Annotated in this window: 11 protein-coding genes; 7 read left to right on the top strand and 4 right to left on the bottom strand. The window is 50.0% G+C overall.

Annotated elements, in window-relative coordinates; translation table 11 throughout:
• The first annotated feature begins 49 nt into the window (after nucleotides 1-49).
• The 4 genes from bioA (at nucleotide 50) to AB3Y96_RS06615 (ending at nucleotide 7,695) form a co-directional block, all read left to right on the top strand.
• Complete coding sequence (gene bioA, locus AB3Y96_RS06630; protein WP_072308066.1) at nucleotides 50-1,339, top strand: adenosylmethionine--8-amino-7-oxononanoate transaminase; 1,290 nt, start codon at nucleotides 50-52, stop codon at nucleotides 1,337-1,339.
• Nucleotides 1,340-1,543: 204 nt separating this feature from the next.
• Entirely contained in the window at nucleotides 1,544-3,283 is a 1,740-nt protein-coding gene (ggt, locus tag AB3Y96_RS06625) for a gamma-glutamyltransferase (RefSeq protein WP_367300283.1), read from the top strand.
• 183 nt (nucleotides 3,284-3,466) lie between these two features.
• Nucleotides 3,467-6,724 (top strand): SNF2-related protein, encoded by a 3,258-nt coding sequence (locus tag AB3Y96_RS06620; RefSeq protein ID WP_367298782.1) that lies wholly within the window; start codon nucleotides 3,467-3,469, stop codon nucleotides 6,722-6,724.
• Nucleotides 6,725-6,876: 152 nt separating this feature from the next.
• Nucleotides 6,877-7,695: a pyridoxal phosphatase gene (locus AB3Y96_RS06615; RefSeq protein ID WP_367298781.1), complete on the top strand. Its 819-nt coding sequence runs from the start codon at nucleotides 6,877-6,879 to the stop codon at nucleotides 7,693-7,695.
• Nucleotides 7,696-8,290: 595 nt separating this feature from the next.
• Here AB3Y96_RS06615 and modC read toward each other — a convergent pair.
• The 4 genes from modC to AB3Y96_RS06595 form a co-directional block, all read right to left on the bottom strand.
• Nucleotides 8,291-9,349 (bottom strand): molybdenum ABC transporter ATP-binding protein ModC, encoded by a 1,059-nt coding sequence (gene modC / locus AB3Y96_RS06610; RefSeq protein ID WP_367298780.1) that lies wholly within the window; start codon nucleotides 9,347-9,349, stop codon nucleotides 8,291-8,293.
• A 5-nt stretch (nucleotides 9,350-9,354) separates the two neighbouring features.
• Nucleotides 9,355-10,044, bottom strand: coding sequence for a molybdate ABC transporter permease subunit (modB, locus tag AB3Y96_RS06605; protein WP_072308062.1), 690 nt, complete (start codon nucleotides 10,042-10,044; stop codon nucleotides 9,355-9,357).
• On the bottom strand, nucleotides 10,044-10,814 hold the full coding sequence (modA, locus tag AB3Y96_RS06600; protein ID WP_072308118.1) for a molybdate ABC transporter substrate-binding protein: 771 nt from the start codon (nucleotides 10,812-10,814) through the stop codon (nucleotides 10,044-10,046). The genes modB and modA overlap by 1 nt, the downstream gene beginning before the upstream one ends.
• A 195-nt stretch (nucleotides 10,815-11,009) precedes the next feature.
• Complete coding sequence (locus tag AB3Y96_RS06595; protein WP_040045565.1) at nucleotides 11,010-11,159, bottom strand: AcrZ family multidrug efflux pump-associated protein; 150 nt, start codon at nucleotides 11,157-11,159, stop codon at nucleotides 11,010-11,012.
• A gap of 205 nt (nucleotides 11,160-11,364) precedes the next feature.
• Here AB3Y96_RS06595 and modE point away from each other — a divergent pair, with 205 nt between their 5' ends.
• From modE to AB3Y96_RS06580, 3 genes are all read left to right on the top strand, one after another.
• On the top strand, nucleotides 11,365-12,156 hold the full coding sequence (modE, locus tag AB3Y96_RS06590; RefSeq protein WP_367298779.1) for a molybdenum-dependent transcriptional regulator: 792 nt from the start codon (nucleotides 11,365-11,367) through the stop codon (nucleotides 12,154-12,156).
• Nucleotides 12,157-12,312: 156 nt separating this feature from the next.
• Complete coding sequence (gene modF / locus AB3Y96_RS06585) at nucleotides 12,313-13,779, top strand: molybdate ABC transporter ATP-binding protein ModF (RefSeq protein ID WP_367298778.1); 1,467 nt, start codon at nucleotides 12,313-12,315, stop codon at nucleotides 13,777-13,779.
• A gap of 127 nt (nucleotides 13,780-13,906) precedes the next feature.
• Nucleotides 13,907-14,722: a lysostaphin resistance A-like protein gene (locus AB3Y96_RS06580; protein ID WP_367298777.1), complete on the top strand. Its 816-nt coding sequence runs from the start codon at nucleotides 13,907-13,909 to the stop codon at nucleotides 14,720-14,722.
• The last annotated feature ends 91 nt before the right edge of the window (nucleotides 14,723-14,813 follow it).

The following is a 14,813-nucleotide window of genomic DNA, read 5'->3' as shown; positions in this document are numbered from 1 at the left end:
GGTACACTGTCAACCAAATGATCACAATTTTAGTTTACCAATACTTATTATGACCCCATCTGATATCGAGTTCGACCGCCGCCATATCTGGCATCCGTACACGTCAATGACCCAACCGTTACCCTGTTATCCCGTGACTTCGGCACACGGCTGTGAACTGCATTTGGAGGATGGACGTCAGTTGGTCGACGGCATGTCTTCGTGGTGGGCCGCGATTCACGGGTATAATCATCCCGCGCTAAACCACGCCGTGACTCAGCAACTTTCATCCATGTCACATGTGATGTTTGGCGGGATCACCCACCCTTCCGCCGTTGCGCTATGTCAGCGCTTGGTGAATATCACACCTGAAGCACTGGAGTGCGTTTTCCTCGCAGATTCCGGTTCCGTCGCCGTGGAAGTGGCGATGAAAATGGCATTGCAGTACTGGCACGCCCGAGGAGAGAAACGTCAGCGGTTTTTAACCCTGAGCAACGGTTATCACGGTGACACTTTCGGTGCCATGTCGATATGCGATCCGAAAAATTCCATGCACAGTTTGTATCAGGGATACCTTCCAGAGCACCTGTTTGCGCCGGCTCCACAGTGTGCATTTGGCGATGAGTGGAATGAAATGGACTTTGTGCCTTTCGCCCGCTTGCTGTCGGCACATCACCAAGATATTGCGGCGGTTATTCTGGAGCCTATTGTTCAAGGCGCCGGAGGGATGCGTTTCTATCATCCGCGTTATCTTAAGCTCGTTCGAGCCGCCTGCGAGCGTCATGGGATTTTGCTCATTGCCGATGAAATTGCGACGGGATTTGGCCGTACCGGCAAGCTTTTTGCCTGCGAGCACGCGGGGATCACGCCAGATATTTTATGTTTAGGCAAAGCCATAACCGGTGGCTATATGACCTTATCTGCCACTATCACCACGCGAAACGTGGCAGAAACGATTAGCAACGGCGAAGCGGGATGTTTCATGCATGGTCCAACGTTTATGGGTAATCCACTCGCCTGCGCAACGGCGGTGGCCAGCTTGGATATTCTTGCTAGCGGAGAGTGGAAAACGCAGGTCGCGGCGATAGAGCAACAGCTACAGCAAGAGCTCTTGCCGCTTAATGAACATCCTCAGGTAAAACAGGCTCGCGTCTTAGGGGCTATCGGCGTCATTGAAACCCATAAATCGGTGAATATGGCTAACTTACAGCGCTATTTCGTCGAACAAGGGGTTTGGGTACGTCCTTTCGGTAAATTAATTTATCTGATGCCGCCTTATATTATTTCTGCCGAACAGCTCACCAAGCTCACTCAGGCTGTATCCACCGCCTTAGATCAAGCCGAACACTTTCTGGAATAGCGTAATAAAAAAAACCTAGCAGTAACCCTGAAATTTCAGAGTCTCTAATTCCTGTCTACGCTTATTAGCGAGATCACTTTTTGATGATCTAATTTTTGTTTAAATAATAAGCGACATAACGATAACTCACACCTATGAGTGTGAATACGCACTAATAATCGAATTAGACAGGAGTTATAGATGAAGAAATGGCCACTCGCGCTGATGGCTTCAGCGCTTTCTCTCGCACTATTACAGGGCGCTAACGCCGCATCCATGCCCGCCGTTGAGGCCAAAAACGGCATGGTTGTTAGCTCTCAACATCTGGCATCTCAGGTTGGGGTTGATATCCTCAAGCTGGGAGGTAATGCCATTGATGCGGCTGTTGCCGTCGGCTACGCCCAAGCGGTGGTTAACCCTTGCTGCGGTAATATCGGCGGTGGTGGTTTTATGACCATACATTTGGCCAACGGCGAAGACACTTTCATTAACTTCCGCGAAACGGCACCGGCAGCCGCCAGTGCGAATATGTATCTCGATGAGAAAGGAAACGTGAAGAAAGGCGCTAGCCTCTATGGTTACCTCGCCGCAGGCGTTCCTGGAACAGTTTTAGGGCTCGACACCGCACAGCGTAAATATGGCAAACTCACACGCCAACAGGTGATGGAGCCGGCAATCAAACTGGCTCGCGAAGGTTTTATTCTCAATCGTGGCGATACCGATATTTTGGATACCACCATTGCTAAGTTTCGTGACGATCCCGAAGCCGCACGCATCTTTTTACGCCAAGACGGTGAACCCCTTCAGCCCGGCGATCGGCTTATTCAAACCGATCTGGCCAACACTCTAGAATCTATCGCACAGCACGGTCCCGATGCTTTCTATCAGGGAAAAATTCCTGAGATCGTTGAAGCTGCGGCGAAAAAAGGGGGCGGGATCCTGACAGCGAAAGACTTTGCCAATTATCGTATTGCTGAAACAGCGCCCATCACTTGCTCTTATCGCGGCTATGAATTTGTGTCAGCACCACCGCCAAGCTCAGGCGGAGTAACACTTTGCGAGATCCTCAACGTTTTGGAAGGGTACGACCTCAAAGCAACTGGCTTTAATTCGGCCCAAACCATTCATACCATGACGGAAGCGATGCGCCATGCCTATATGGATCGTAATACGTTTTTAGGCGATCCAGCATTTGTGAAGAACCCGACGGAAAAGCTGCTCAGCAAAGAGTACGCCACCGAAATTCGTAAACAGATCCAGCCTGAGATCGCTACGCCTTCGAGCCGCGTTCAACCGGGTATGGAACCCCATGAAAAACCGGAAACAACACACTACTCGATCGTCGATCATAGCGGTAATGCGGTTTCGACGACCTATACCATTAACGGGCGTTTTGGCTCCGTCGTGATTGCTCCCGGCACCGGATTTTTCCTCAACGATGAGATGGATGATTTCACCGTCAAAGTGGGTGAACAAAATATGTATGGCTTAGTGCAGGGTGCAACCAACGCTATCGCACCGGGCAAACGCCCTCTGTCATCCATGACGCCAACGCTAGTAACCAAAGACGGTAAAGTCTTTATGGTTGTCGGTTCTCCGGGTGGATCGCGAATCATTACCATCACATTGCAAACCGTGTTGAACATTATCGACCACGGTATGGCACCACAAGAAGCCGTCGATGCCCCTCGAATTCATCACCAATGGCTACCGGATGAAGTCTATTTCGAACAACGCGGCCTCTCGCCAGACACCCAAAAATTGCTACAGGAACGTGGCTATAAACTGGTTGAGCAAACACCTTGGGGGGCTGCTGAATTGATTATGGTCGGTCTACCCGGCGCTGCCGGTGTTAGCTCAGAGAGCTCGGGGAATGACTCAGCGGTATCAGGGAAAGTGCGCGAAGGATTTATCTACGGCGCTAATGATGCTCGACGCCCTTCGGGTTCTGCCGTTGGATACTGATTAGCAAATCGAGCCTACTTCCGCCCCTAGCGATTAGGGGCATCCCCCTTTGTGGCCGTTTATCTGTTAGAATACCCTTTCTTTTTTTCACGCGGATGCGCGCAGCTGCATCATTGGGTGAAAACTTCTCAACGTCTATGTGCTGTCATTTTCCTTTCAAACGATGAAGAAGAGATCAAGATAATGCCGTCAGTTTCCTATGACCGAACTCAGGTTGCTCATTGGTTAGGTCATGCGACCTTAGCCAAGGCGCGAGATTACTCGCGAGCCGTTTCGCAACTCCACTGGCAGGGCAATATGCTCACCGCCAAGGTACAGGGAACCGAAAAACGCCCCTACGCGGTGGTTATCTACTTCCACGATAAACAAAATCAGTTACGCATTGAGGGCGAGTGCTCGTGCCCCGTGGGTTTTAACTGTAAACACGTTGCTGCCGTTCTTTTAGCGGGCCTCGAAGAGCAAGAGCCCACTGCCTCCGGTGCACGACCTGAGCTGCTACGTTGGCTAGAGGCTTTTCGCGCTCAACAGACATCTTCTGTTGTCGCTAAAAAACCCACTCAGACCTTAGTCTACGTATTAGCTTGGTCAGAACACCGACAACATCATGAAATTCGGCTCTTCAAGGCAAAGTTAGATAAAGACGGTGCCGTACGCAGCATCGATCAGCAGTGGCACAATATTGAGCCCGCGCTGGTTAAGCCACCTAAATTCGTTACACCTGAAGATTTTCAAATCCTGCGTGAACTGTGGATTGAACGACCGCGTAACGGCATGGCGGCGTTTGAGCTGCAGGGAACCAACGGCGCAGAACTCATTCGCAAAATGATGGCCACTAACCGTTTCTTTGTGATTGATTCCAGCGAGCCTTTATATTTAGGCGAACAACGACCCGGTGAAGTTCAGTGGCAGCGTCTGCCCGATCATCGTTTACGTCCAATACTGCAGGTTCAGCCTCAGGCATCATGGGTATTACCGACCACGCCGCCGTGGTACATCGATACTCAAAGCGGTGAAGCGGGTACCGTCGAGCTCACTCAGCCCTTCGCTCAGTTGGATGAATTCTTGTCCATGCCCCCTATTTCACTGAGTGAAGCACCGTTAGTGGCTGCGGTGCTGGGCGAAATCGCCCCTGAACTCCCGCTGCCGCCTAGCATGAGTTCTTCAGAACTTCGCGTTATTGACGTCGAGCCCGTTCCCGTTTTGCAGCTTGATACCCAAAACGTCTACATGGGCGGTTTCGGCAACTATGGCTATCGTAATTGGCCACTCGACTTTGCAACATTTACCTTTGATTACGATGGGATTAGCGTTGATCCTAAACAGGACACCACCCTATTCCCCGCAGACAACGGCAACGTTATCCAAATTCAACGACGTAGCGAGATTGAAAAACAGCGCGCCAAAGAGCTCAAAAATTGCGGCCTAGAACTCATCACGCTAAGCGATAAAACTCGGCCTCCTGCATTACCTGACACTATTTATGGCCTGCCAAACCCTGAAAGTTGGCCTTCGTTTGTCAGCCATACGCTTCCTACTTTGGAAAACAAAGGCTGGCGTATCGTGATGACCCATGATTCCAACTTTAATATTATTGAAATCAATGACATTAGCGGCAGCATCCAGTCAGCTGATGAAGGGTGGTTTGACGTTGAAATGGGCATTTTAGTCGGCGATCGTACCGTTCGGCTCGAACCATTACTGGCTGACCTGTTTCGTCGCGATCGCCGCTGGTTAGACGGCGAACTCGAAACTATCGACGATGATGAAGGCATTATTCTTAGCACCGAGCAAGGCGAGCGTTTACGCATAGCCGCCAATCGCCTCAAACCGGTCGTTCGCGTGCTTGTCGACCTATTCGCGCAGTTAGGTCATGGCAAAGCAGCGCTGAAGATTTCCGCGCTTGATGCAGGCCGTTTAGCCGCCCTAAGCGATACAGGGCGCTGGCAGTTCCACGGAGAAACCTCAATTCAGGCTTTGGCTCAGCGTTTACAAGATGGGCCGGGGTTGCAGCTAGTGCCGGTCCCGCTAGGCCTTCAGGCGACGCTGCGTGGCTATCAGCATCAAGGCCTAAGCTGGATGCAGTTTTTACGCGAACAAAACATATCAGGCGTGCTGGCCGACGATATGGGATTAGGCAAAACGGTGCAAACGCTGGCGCATATCCTGCTGGAAAAAGAGTCAGGCAGGCTCGATCGCCCGGCGCTTATCGTGGTGCCAACAACCTTGGTGCATAACTGGCGTGAAGAGGCCGCACGATTTACTCCCGATCTTAATGTCCTCGTTCTCAGCGGACCGCAACGAAAAGATCACTTTGATCGCATTGAGCAGTGCGACCTGATTTTGACCACCTATTCTCTGCTGTGGCGAGATCAGAAGGTCCTCACTCAGCATGATTACCATCTGTTGATCCTTGATGAGGCACAGTACGTTAAAAATGCGACGACGCGAGCAGCCACCGCATTACGTGACCTCAATGCGCGCCACCGTTTATGTTTAACCGGCACACCGCTGGAAAATCATCTGGGTGAAATTTGGTCACTTTTCGACTTTTTACTCCCTGGTTTCCTCGGCAGTCAAAAAGAGTTTAACCAGCGCTGGCGCGTACCTATCGAAAGAGACGGAGACGCCGTGCGTCGTGACTTATTGGTGCGACGCATCCGCCCATTCATGCTGCGCCGCCGTAAAGATGACGTTGCTACCGAACTGCCACCAAAAACTACGCTACTACGCACCGTTGAACTAAAGGGCTCACAGCGCGATTTGTATGAAACGGTACGTACCGCGATGCAGGAAAAAGTTCGCACCGCGATTGATTCTCAAGGCATGGCGCGCAGCCACATTATCGTTTTGGACGCATTGCTTAAACTACGCCAAGTTTGTTGCGATCCTCGTTTGGTCAATTTGGAAAAAGCGGCATTGGTTAAGGAGTCAGCCAAGCTCGAACTGCTGCTCGAACTCCTGCCTGAGATGATCGACGAAGGTCGCCGTATCCTATTGTTCTCCCAGTTCACCGGTATGCTGGATTTAATCTCACAGGCATTGGATAAGGCAGGCATAGCCTACGTGACGCTGACCGGTTCAACGGCAGATCGTCATGCGCCAGTACAGCGTTTCCAGCGGGGCGAAGTTCCCCTGTTTTTAATCAGCTTAAAAGCCGGTGGCGTTGGGCTAAATCTGACTGCGGCTGACACGGTGATCCATTACGACCCGTGGTGGAATCCCGCGGCTGAAAATCAGGCTACCGACCGCGCCCACAGAATGGGGCAAGACAAACCGGTGTTCGTTTACAAACTGATTGCTGCTGGCAGCATTGAAGAAAAAATCGTGGCACTACAGGATAAAAAAGCCGCGCTGGCTGACAGTATTTTGTCTGAGGACACCAGCGGTTCCACGAAGTTTTCGGCTGACGATCTTAGTGCGCTGTTTGAGCCGATAACTTGAACCAGCACGGTGAACCACACGAACAGTTTTTCATTTTTCAAATCAGCGCTGAGGTGTAACATTTGCCCTTAATGAGAGCACGCTGATTGTAAATAGATTTATTATTCAATTTATTATCAAAAAACTTATTATTACCTAATAAAGGAATGCTTATGAGCTACCGCATGATTGCGCTTGATCTGGACGGCACCCTGCTAACCAGTCGTAAACAGATACTGCCTGAGTCGCTGGCTGCGCTGGATTTAGCACGCAAAGCAGGTTTAGAAGTGATGATCGTTACCGGTCGCCATCATATTGCCATTCATCCCTTCTATCAGGCGCTTAACCTCAACACCCCGGCGATTTGCTGCAATGGCACCTATCTGTATGACTATCAGGCGCGCAGCGTTCTGGCATCAAACCCGCTGACCGCGGCTCAAGCTCATCAGGTTTTAGAGCGCCTAAACGATGCTGATATTCACGGCCTGATGTACGTCGATGACGCCATGCTGTATCAGCAAACCAGCGGCCATGTCATTCGTTCTCATGCTTGGGCGGAATCTTTACCTGAAAACCAGCGTCCAACCCTTCTTCAGGTTGAAAGCCTCCAGCAAGCCGCTAACGATGTTAAAGCGATCTGGAAGTTCGCCACCTCCGATACCGATATTGCCAAATTGCGCGCTTTTGCCAACGGCATCGAAACCGATCTGGGACTCGCCTGCGAATGGTCTTGGCACGATCAGGTCGACGTTGCGCAAACAGGCAACAGCAAAGGTAACCGATTAGCCGAATACGTCGCCTCACGCGGCATTGATATGTCTGAGGTGATTGCCTTTGGCGATAACTTTAACGACATCAGCATGCTCGAAAGCGTCGGGCTCGGTGTTGCTATGGGCAACAGCGCCGACGAAGTAAAAGCGCGTGCTAAAGCCGTTATCGGCGGAAATGAAGAAACATCTATTGCCGATTTTCTGACGCAAAAAGTTCTGTAGTTTCATTCAGCCGTCTCAGCAAGATATCTATTCGAGCCAACCGTATTCGAGTCAACCGATGTTAAAGAGTGAGGGAGGTGTATTCCCTCACACCTTAGCTACGTTTTAGTTTGCTGCTTTTAAATATCATTGAACAGCAGTCTAATCAGCCGCATCGCTGCGACAACGAACTCTAAACGCTGATAATAGACTCATCCGTTTGCTCCCTGCATCAGGAGCATGACGCCTGCATGACTTACCTTTACATTGCCTGTCGCCACGCTGGGATCACATGTTAGGGCGATCGTGCCATACTCCAAGCCAAGACACTGGCCAGCACCACCTGTTCCAGCTAGGACTTAAGAAATCTTTTCCATCCGCATTGGCCCCCCTAACAATACTGATTATATATACAGTTATTAACCTCTGTATATTTCGACAAACTTACAACTATCTTAAGTTATTCACGTATTGCAGATGGCCTGAACCTGTCGCTATACTCTTCTCGTTAGGGTGATCGTGTCGTACATTTTTCGCCTTCGGCAACCAACCGTTAGGCGCATAAACAAAAAACTCCGCACAAGGCGGAGTTTTTTGTTTTATTTACCTGCGGATATTAACGACTGATCGACACACTTTTAATCTGCGCATACAGCTTTTGGCCTACATGAATATCGAGGTCATCACGTGCCCACGGAGTGATTCGCGCCCATAAAATCGCCTCTCCCACCGATAGCTTTACTTCCACTTGCTCGTCGACATCCAAACACTCGGCAACCGTTGCGGTCAAAATATTACGAATGCTCGTCGACGCAGGAGGTTCTAAAACTAACGATACATCCGCAGCATTAATACGGATACGCAGTTGGCTATGCGGCGCAACATCGAGTTTCCCAACCCAAATATGCTGCTCACCCAGCGATAATGCCGTCATGGCATAGTGCTCATGATGCTTTAATACGCTGACATTGAGCACGCTGCTCTGCTCTTCCTTTTGCAGCCAAGGACGTAACGCACTGCTCGCCCAAACCTCTTCAAGTTCGCCAAACGCGCGGACTTGGCCTTGGTCAAGCAACAGCACATATTCTGCCAAGCGCAAAATTTCATCCATGCTATGGCTAACATAAAGGATGGGGATATTCACGTCTTGCGCCAAGCGCTCTAGATACGGTAGAAGCTCACGTTTACGCGGTACATCTAGCGAAGCCAGAGGCTCGTCCATCAGCAAAACTTCGGGAGCCGTTAACAATGCTCGCCCGATTGCTACGCGTTGCTTTTCACCACCCGACAAGCTAAACGGAAAGCGGTCTAGCAACGCTTCAATACCCAGCAGTTGAACAATGCTATCAAACTGTGAACGCATCGACGCAGCCATGCCGTATTCCAGATTTCCACGCACGCGATAATGGGGAAATAAGCGCGCATCCTGAAAAACATAGCCAATGCGGCGCTTTTCCGGCGGTAAACAAATACGACGCGCAGTGTCGACTAATGCCCTGCCATTGAGCACAACAGACCCTTTTTGCGGACGAGTCAGCCCACCAATCACATTAATAAGCGATGTTTTTCCCGCGCCGGATAATCCAAAAATAGCCGTAATACCCTTTGAGGGTAGCGTTGCTTTAACGTCAAGATTCAAATCGCCAAGGCGCTGATGTATATCAAGTTCTAGCATGCGTCTTAGCCTCCTAACCGCTTCTGGCTCCATCGTGCCAGCCATTCAGACAGCAGCAATGAAACCAAAGATAAAACAATCGCAATGGCACACAGGCGAGCAGCATCCGCTTCTGCGCCCGGCGTTTCAATTAGGGTATACATCGCCAGAGGAATCGTTCGGGTTTCGCCAGGAATATTCGACACAAAGGTGATCGTTGCGCCAAATTCCCCCAGAGAACGAGCAAATGCCAGCACGGTTCCGGCGAGAATGCCAGGGAACGAAAGCGGTAGAGTAATGGTGAAAAACACCTTCCATGGGTTAGCGCCTAACGTGCGTGCAGCCTGTTCTAGCTTAGAATCAACCGCAGCCAAAGCGAGACGAATCGCACGCACCATCAGTGGAAAAGCCACCACCGCCGAGGCTAATGCCGCACCATGCCAGCTAAAACTGAAGCTAAAACCGAACCAGTCATAAAGCCACGCACCAATCACGCCCTTACGACCCATGCCGATTAATAATAAATAGCCAATAACGACCGGAGGTAAAACCAACGGCAGGTGAATAATGCTATCAAGCAGGGATTTGCCGGGGAAATTGCAGCGCACCAGCACCCAAGCAGTGAAAATACCGACGGGAAGACTAAAGATAACGGCCGTTCCTGCAACCTGTAGGCTCAGGACGACCGCTTCCCACTCATATGCACTCAGAAACATTAGCGCGGGGTAAATCCATAACGGGTGAAGATAGCCGCGGCTTCCGGCGTGCGCAGATAGTCATAAAATGCCTTCACCGCAGGCGTTTGTTTGTCTTTCACAATGGCCATTGGGTATTCAACAGGCTTATGCGAATCCGCTGGGAAAATACCAACAACCTTCACTTTTTTGCTCGCAACGGCATCAGAACCGTAAACGATACCTAAAGGTGCTTCATCGCGTTCAACCAGAGCCAGCGCCGCGCGCACATCGTTAGCACGCGCCATGAGTGGAGACAGTTCATCCCACGCGCCCAGTTTCTGTAATGCTTCTTTCGCATAGATGCCTGCAGGCACGTGATCAGGATCGCCCACCGCCAAACGACCACCGTTCAGCAATGCTTTCCAATCAGTTTTTTTGTCGATATTTACTTTGTCGATTTTGCTATCTTTCGCAGCGACCAACACCAATTCGTTGCCCAACAGCGTGATACGGGTATCGGCAACCATCGCTTTTTTATCAATCGCGAAATCCATCCACTGTTGGTCTGCAGAGATGAAGAGGTCTGCTGGAGCGCCTTGGTCAATTTGGCGTGCAAGCGTGGAAGAAGAAGCAAAGGAAGAAACAACTTTTACGTCTTTTCCTTTTTCATACTGTGCCGCAATATCCTGCAATGCGTTAGTTAAGGACGCCGCCGCAAATACGGTAACTTTTTCTTGCGCGATAGCAACCTGACTTACGCCAACGGCCAGAACGGTACCTACAACCAACTTATTCCATGCTTTCATCAGTGACCCCATTAAAATGATGTGATGCCCATACGTTATGTATTTGATTATATGACGCAGGCAACGCCAGTGTCACTGACAATATCAGCACGATAGCGGTAAACATGAAGTGGGTTTGATTTATCGAAAAAGTTTGCAGCGTCTCAAACAAAAACGCCCAGCAATCATCGCTGGGCGTTTAATAAAAAATATCACGTTTTAGTGATTAGAACGTTTTTCATCAGAATGACCAACGCCGGAGACAATGTTAAACACTTCTCCCAAGCCATAAATCAAGCCAAGAATGGCAGCCATAACCACGGGAACCATGATTGCAGCAAAAACCAGACTCTTTAATAATTCCAACATAACAGCCTCACTCAGTGTTGGTTGCAGCAATTCAGCCACACTATCTCATACTGACTCATAATACAGAATCTCGCCGCATATATTAAACAGCTTAGCGCAAATTGTACGCCCTAAATGTGCGGTCTGAAGTTATTCACACATGCGGTTTGCGTCTTAGGGCCGTTATCAGCGAAAATGAAAGCATAACCTGTGAAGGATGAACCCTATGCAAGCCGAAATTTTACTGACGCTAAAACTCCAGCAACGCCTGTTTGCCGATCCGCGTCGGATTGAATTACTCAAACAGGTCCGCCATACCGGTTCAATCAGTCAAGGCGCAAAGCTCGCTGGGATCAGTTATAAAAGCGCTTGGGATGCCGTGAATGAGATGAACCAGCTTTCCGAAGAATCGTTGGTCGATCGCGCAACCGGCGGTAAAGGCGGCGGCGGTGCCAAAATCACCCGCTATGGCGAACGTCTCATTGCTCTTTACGACCTGCTTGGGCAGATCCAACAAAAAGCGTTCGACGTGCTAAACAAAGACGATCTTCCATTGGATAGCCTACTGGCTGCTATCGCGCGTTTCTCCTTACAAACCAGCGCCCGTAATCAGTTTTTTGGTACCGTCACCGAACGCGACCACCAGCAGGTACAGCAGCACATCAGCGTACTGCTCGCCGATGGGAAAACCTTACTGCACGCCGCCATCACGGAACAAAGCGCCGAACGTTTAGCGTTATCACCCGGTAAAGAAGTGTTGGTGTTAATCAAAGCCCCTTGGGTGAAACTAACCACCGATGCCGCACTCGCCCATGCTGCCGATAACAATTTAACCGGCAAAGTGAGCCATATTCAGTCGGGCTCTGAAAACAGCGAAGTGCTGGTACAGCTAGACGGCGGTGTTACGCTCTGTTCTACCGTTGATAATCAAACTATGGCCCATCTAAAACTGAGCTTAGGTAAAACGGTAACGGCTCAGTTCAACGCCGATCAGGTGATTTTGGCCACCTTAGCTTAAACGCCGATACCGATAAAATAGCGCTCCCTCTTTAATCGGAGGGATATCGCACCGTTATAGTTCTTTCGTCTGAAATCTCCCGCTGCTAGCCTTGACACCCTACGACGCACTCATTATCCCTAATAGCTGAAAACTTTTTAGGGAGCCGCATGCCGTATGACCTCATTAAGCTTTAGCCAAGCCCGTTTTCGCCTCGGCGATACTCGGACGCTTTTTTTACCTGAACTCACCCTTCATTCTGGCGAAAGCTGGGCGTTTGTGGGCGCAAACGGCAGTGGAAAATCAGCGCTGGCGCGAGCCCTTACGCAGGACTTACCACAGCTTAATGGCGAAGCAACGTCGTCATTTTCCCACCCTATCCGGCTCTCTTTCGAGCAGCTTCAAAAACTGCTCAGCGACGAATGGCAGCGTAATAACACCGACATGCTCAGCGAAGGCGAAGATGATACTGGTCGTACTGCCGCCGAAATTATTCAGTCTGAAGTTAAAGATTCAAAACGCTGCCAACAATTAGCCGCACAGTTTGGCATTGAACCATTGCTAGACCGCCGCTTTAAATATCTTTCAACAGGTGAAACCCGCAAAGCTTTGCTGTGCCAAACGCTGATGAGTCAGCCTGATTTACTGGTGTTGGACGAGCCCTTTGATGGATTAGACGTTAACTCACGTGCGCAATTAGCACAGATATTACAAACGCTAAACGTACAGGGAGTAACAACAGTTTTAATACTCAACCGGTTTGATGATATCCCCGATTTTGTTGAGCACGTTGGCGTGCTGGCTGAATGCGAGCTCACCCTCGTCGGTAACCGCTTAGATGTCTTATCACAAACGTTAGTCGCGCAGTTAGCTCACAGCGAAAGCCTTGCAGATATGCAATTACCTGAAACCGAAGATCCTCGTCAACCAGATCGATTACCTCTCGATCAGCCGCGTATCATGCTTAAAAATGGCTGCGTTCACTATAACGATCGCCCCATTCTCAACCATCTTGATTGGCAGGTTGATCCTCAACAGCATTGGCAGATCGTCGGCCCCAACGGCGCAGGTAAATCTACGTTGCTCAGCCTGATCACCGGCGATCACCCACAGGGATATAGCAACGATCTCACGTTGTTTGGCCGTCGTCGCGGCAGCGGTGAAACCATTTGGGATATCAAAAAACACATTGGCTACGTGAGCAGCAACCTGCATCTGGAATATCGCGTTAGCATCAGCTTGCGTAACGTCATTTTGTCTGGCTTTTTAGATTCCATTGGTATTTATCAGGCCACGTCTGACAGGCAGGAAAAACTAACCGATCAGTGGCTAGAGATGCTAGGCATGCAGGCGCTGAGTCATCATCCTTTCCACGATCTCTCATGGGGTCAACAACGTTTGGCGCTGATCGCCCGGGCGTTAGTGAAACATCCGGCACTGCTGATTTTAGATGAACCACTACAAGGGCTTGATCCCATTAACCGCCAACTGGTTAAACACTGGATTGATATTCTGATGACCGATGGCAATAGCCAGCTGCTGTTTGTTTCTCATCATGCAGAAGATGCCCCCGAGTGTATAACCCACCGTCTGACGTTTGTCGCTGAAGGCGATACCTATCGCTACCAAACCGATCGTTTATAACGCCCTGCTCATCCGCTTTGCCTCTCTCTACAGGGCTTTACTTATCTTAAAGCCCGCTTCTCAGAGCAGTTAACTAATTTCTCTGTGTTATCATTCGAGCTTAAATATAAAACATAAGGGAATATCTATGTGGGGTGCTCTAGCCGCTTCCTTAGCCGTGCTTTCGTTTCAACGACAGCTATCCGCTTTTTTACTTCTTTCTGCTACAGCGCTGGCGTTCAGCCAAGGCATTCTTAATTTTAATGCTTTAGCCTTTATGGCGGTTGTCATTCTTGCTGGGCTAGCCCGCTATCGTTGGGAACATCAGCAAAAAGGCGGATTCAACAGCGAAATCTTATTGGTGTTAGCCGCAATCGTGCTGTTTCTGCACATGGTGCCCGGCTTCAATAATCCTAAAATTCTCGACAAAGTGATTGCCGGTCCACACAGCGCGCCATTTTCGATGTACTACAACTTCGACAAAGCGCTGGTTCCTTTTATTCTCTTACTTGCGCTGCCGACGTTATTCCGCACGCCGATCGCCGCCTCACGCCCAGTTTGCCAGTGGGTAGTGCTTGGCATTAGCGTTCCAGTTTTATTACTTATTGCCGTGGCGCTTGGCGGCTTGCGGATTGAACTTCACCAGCCCGCGTGGCTATGGCAATTTGCACTGGCTAATCTGTTCTTCGTCTCTTTGGCAGAAGAAGCGCTCTTTCGCGGCTATCTACAGCAACGTCTCAGCGGCTGGTTAGGCCATCTTCCCGCGCTGTTGATTACGGCGGTTATTTTCGGCTTAGCGCATTTTGCCGGCGGCTGGCTGATGGTGATTTTTGCCGGATTAGCAGGCGTGATTTATGGTCTGGCGTGGATGTGGAGCGGTCGGCTATGGGTAGCGACTCTTTTCCACTTTGCGCTGAACATCATTCACCTCTTGTTCTTTACCTATCCGATGTATCACGCATAATTATTAAATTAATCTGCCTCACGGGTCTTCGCCAGAAGGCCCTATTTTAATCACTCAAATTTTGCATTCTCCGCAGTGTAACCGCTACCAC

The organism is Hafnia alvei, from assembly GCF_964063325.1.
GTDB lineage: Bacteria > Pseudomonadota > Gammaproteobacteria > Enterobacterales > Enterobacteriaceae > Hafnia > Hafnia alvei_B.
Note: the sequence above shows the minus strand (reverse complement) of the source record. Positions and strands in the feature narration are given on the sequence as shown.

What these genes read in the sequence shown, in the direction of transcription:
- bioA (WP_072308066.1), top strand. Translation starts at nt 50, where the DNA reads ATGACCCCATCTGATATCGAGTTCGACCGCCGCCATATCTGGCATCCG.
- ggt (WP_367300283.1), top strand. Translation starts at nt 1,544, where the DNA reads ATGGCTTCAGCGCTTTCTCTCGCACTATTACAGGGCGCTAACGCCGCA.
- AB3Y96_RS06620 (WP_367298782.1), top strand. Translation starts at nt 3,467, where the DNA reads ATGCCGTCAGTTTCCTATGACCGAACTCAGGTTGCTCATTGGTTAGGT.
- AB3Y96_RS06615 (WP_367298781.1), top strand. Translation starts at nt 6,877, where the DNA reads ATGAGCTACCGCATGATTGCGCTTGATCTGGACGGCACCCTGCTAACC.
- modC (WP_367298780.1), bottom strand. Translation starts at nt 9,349, where the DNA reads ATGCTAGAACTTGATATACATCAGCGCCTTGGCGATTTGAATCTTGAC.
- modB (WP_072308062.1), bottom strand. Translation starts at nt 10,044, where the DNA reads ATGTTTCTGAGTGCATATGAGTGGGAAGCGGTCGTCCTGAGCCTACAG.
- AB3Y96_RS06595 (WP_040045565.1), bottom strand. Translation starts at nt 11,159, where the DNA reads ATGTTGGAATTATTAAAGAGTCTGGTTTTTGCTGCAATCATGGTTCCC.
- modE (WP_367298779.1), top strand. Translation starts at nt 11,365, where the DNA reads ATGCAAGCCGAAATTTTACTGACGCTAAAACTCCAGCAACGCCTGTTT.
- modF (WP_367298778.1), top strand. Translation starts at nt 12,313, where the DNA reads ATGACCTCATTAAGCTTTAGCCAAGCCCGTTTTCGCCTCGGCGATACT.
- AB3Y96_RS06580 (WP_367298777.1), top strand. Translation starts at nt 13,907, where the DNA reads ATGTGGGGTGCTCTAGCCGCTTCCTTAGCCGTGCTTTCGTTTCAACGA.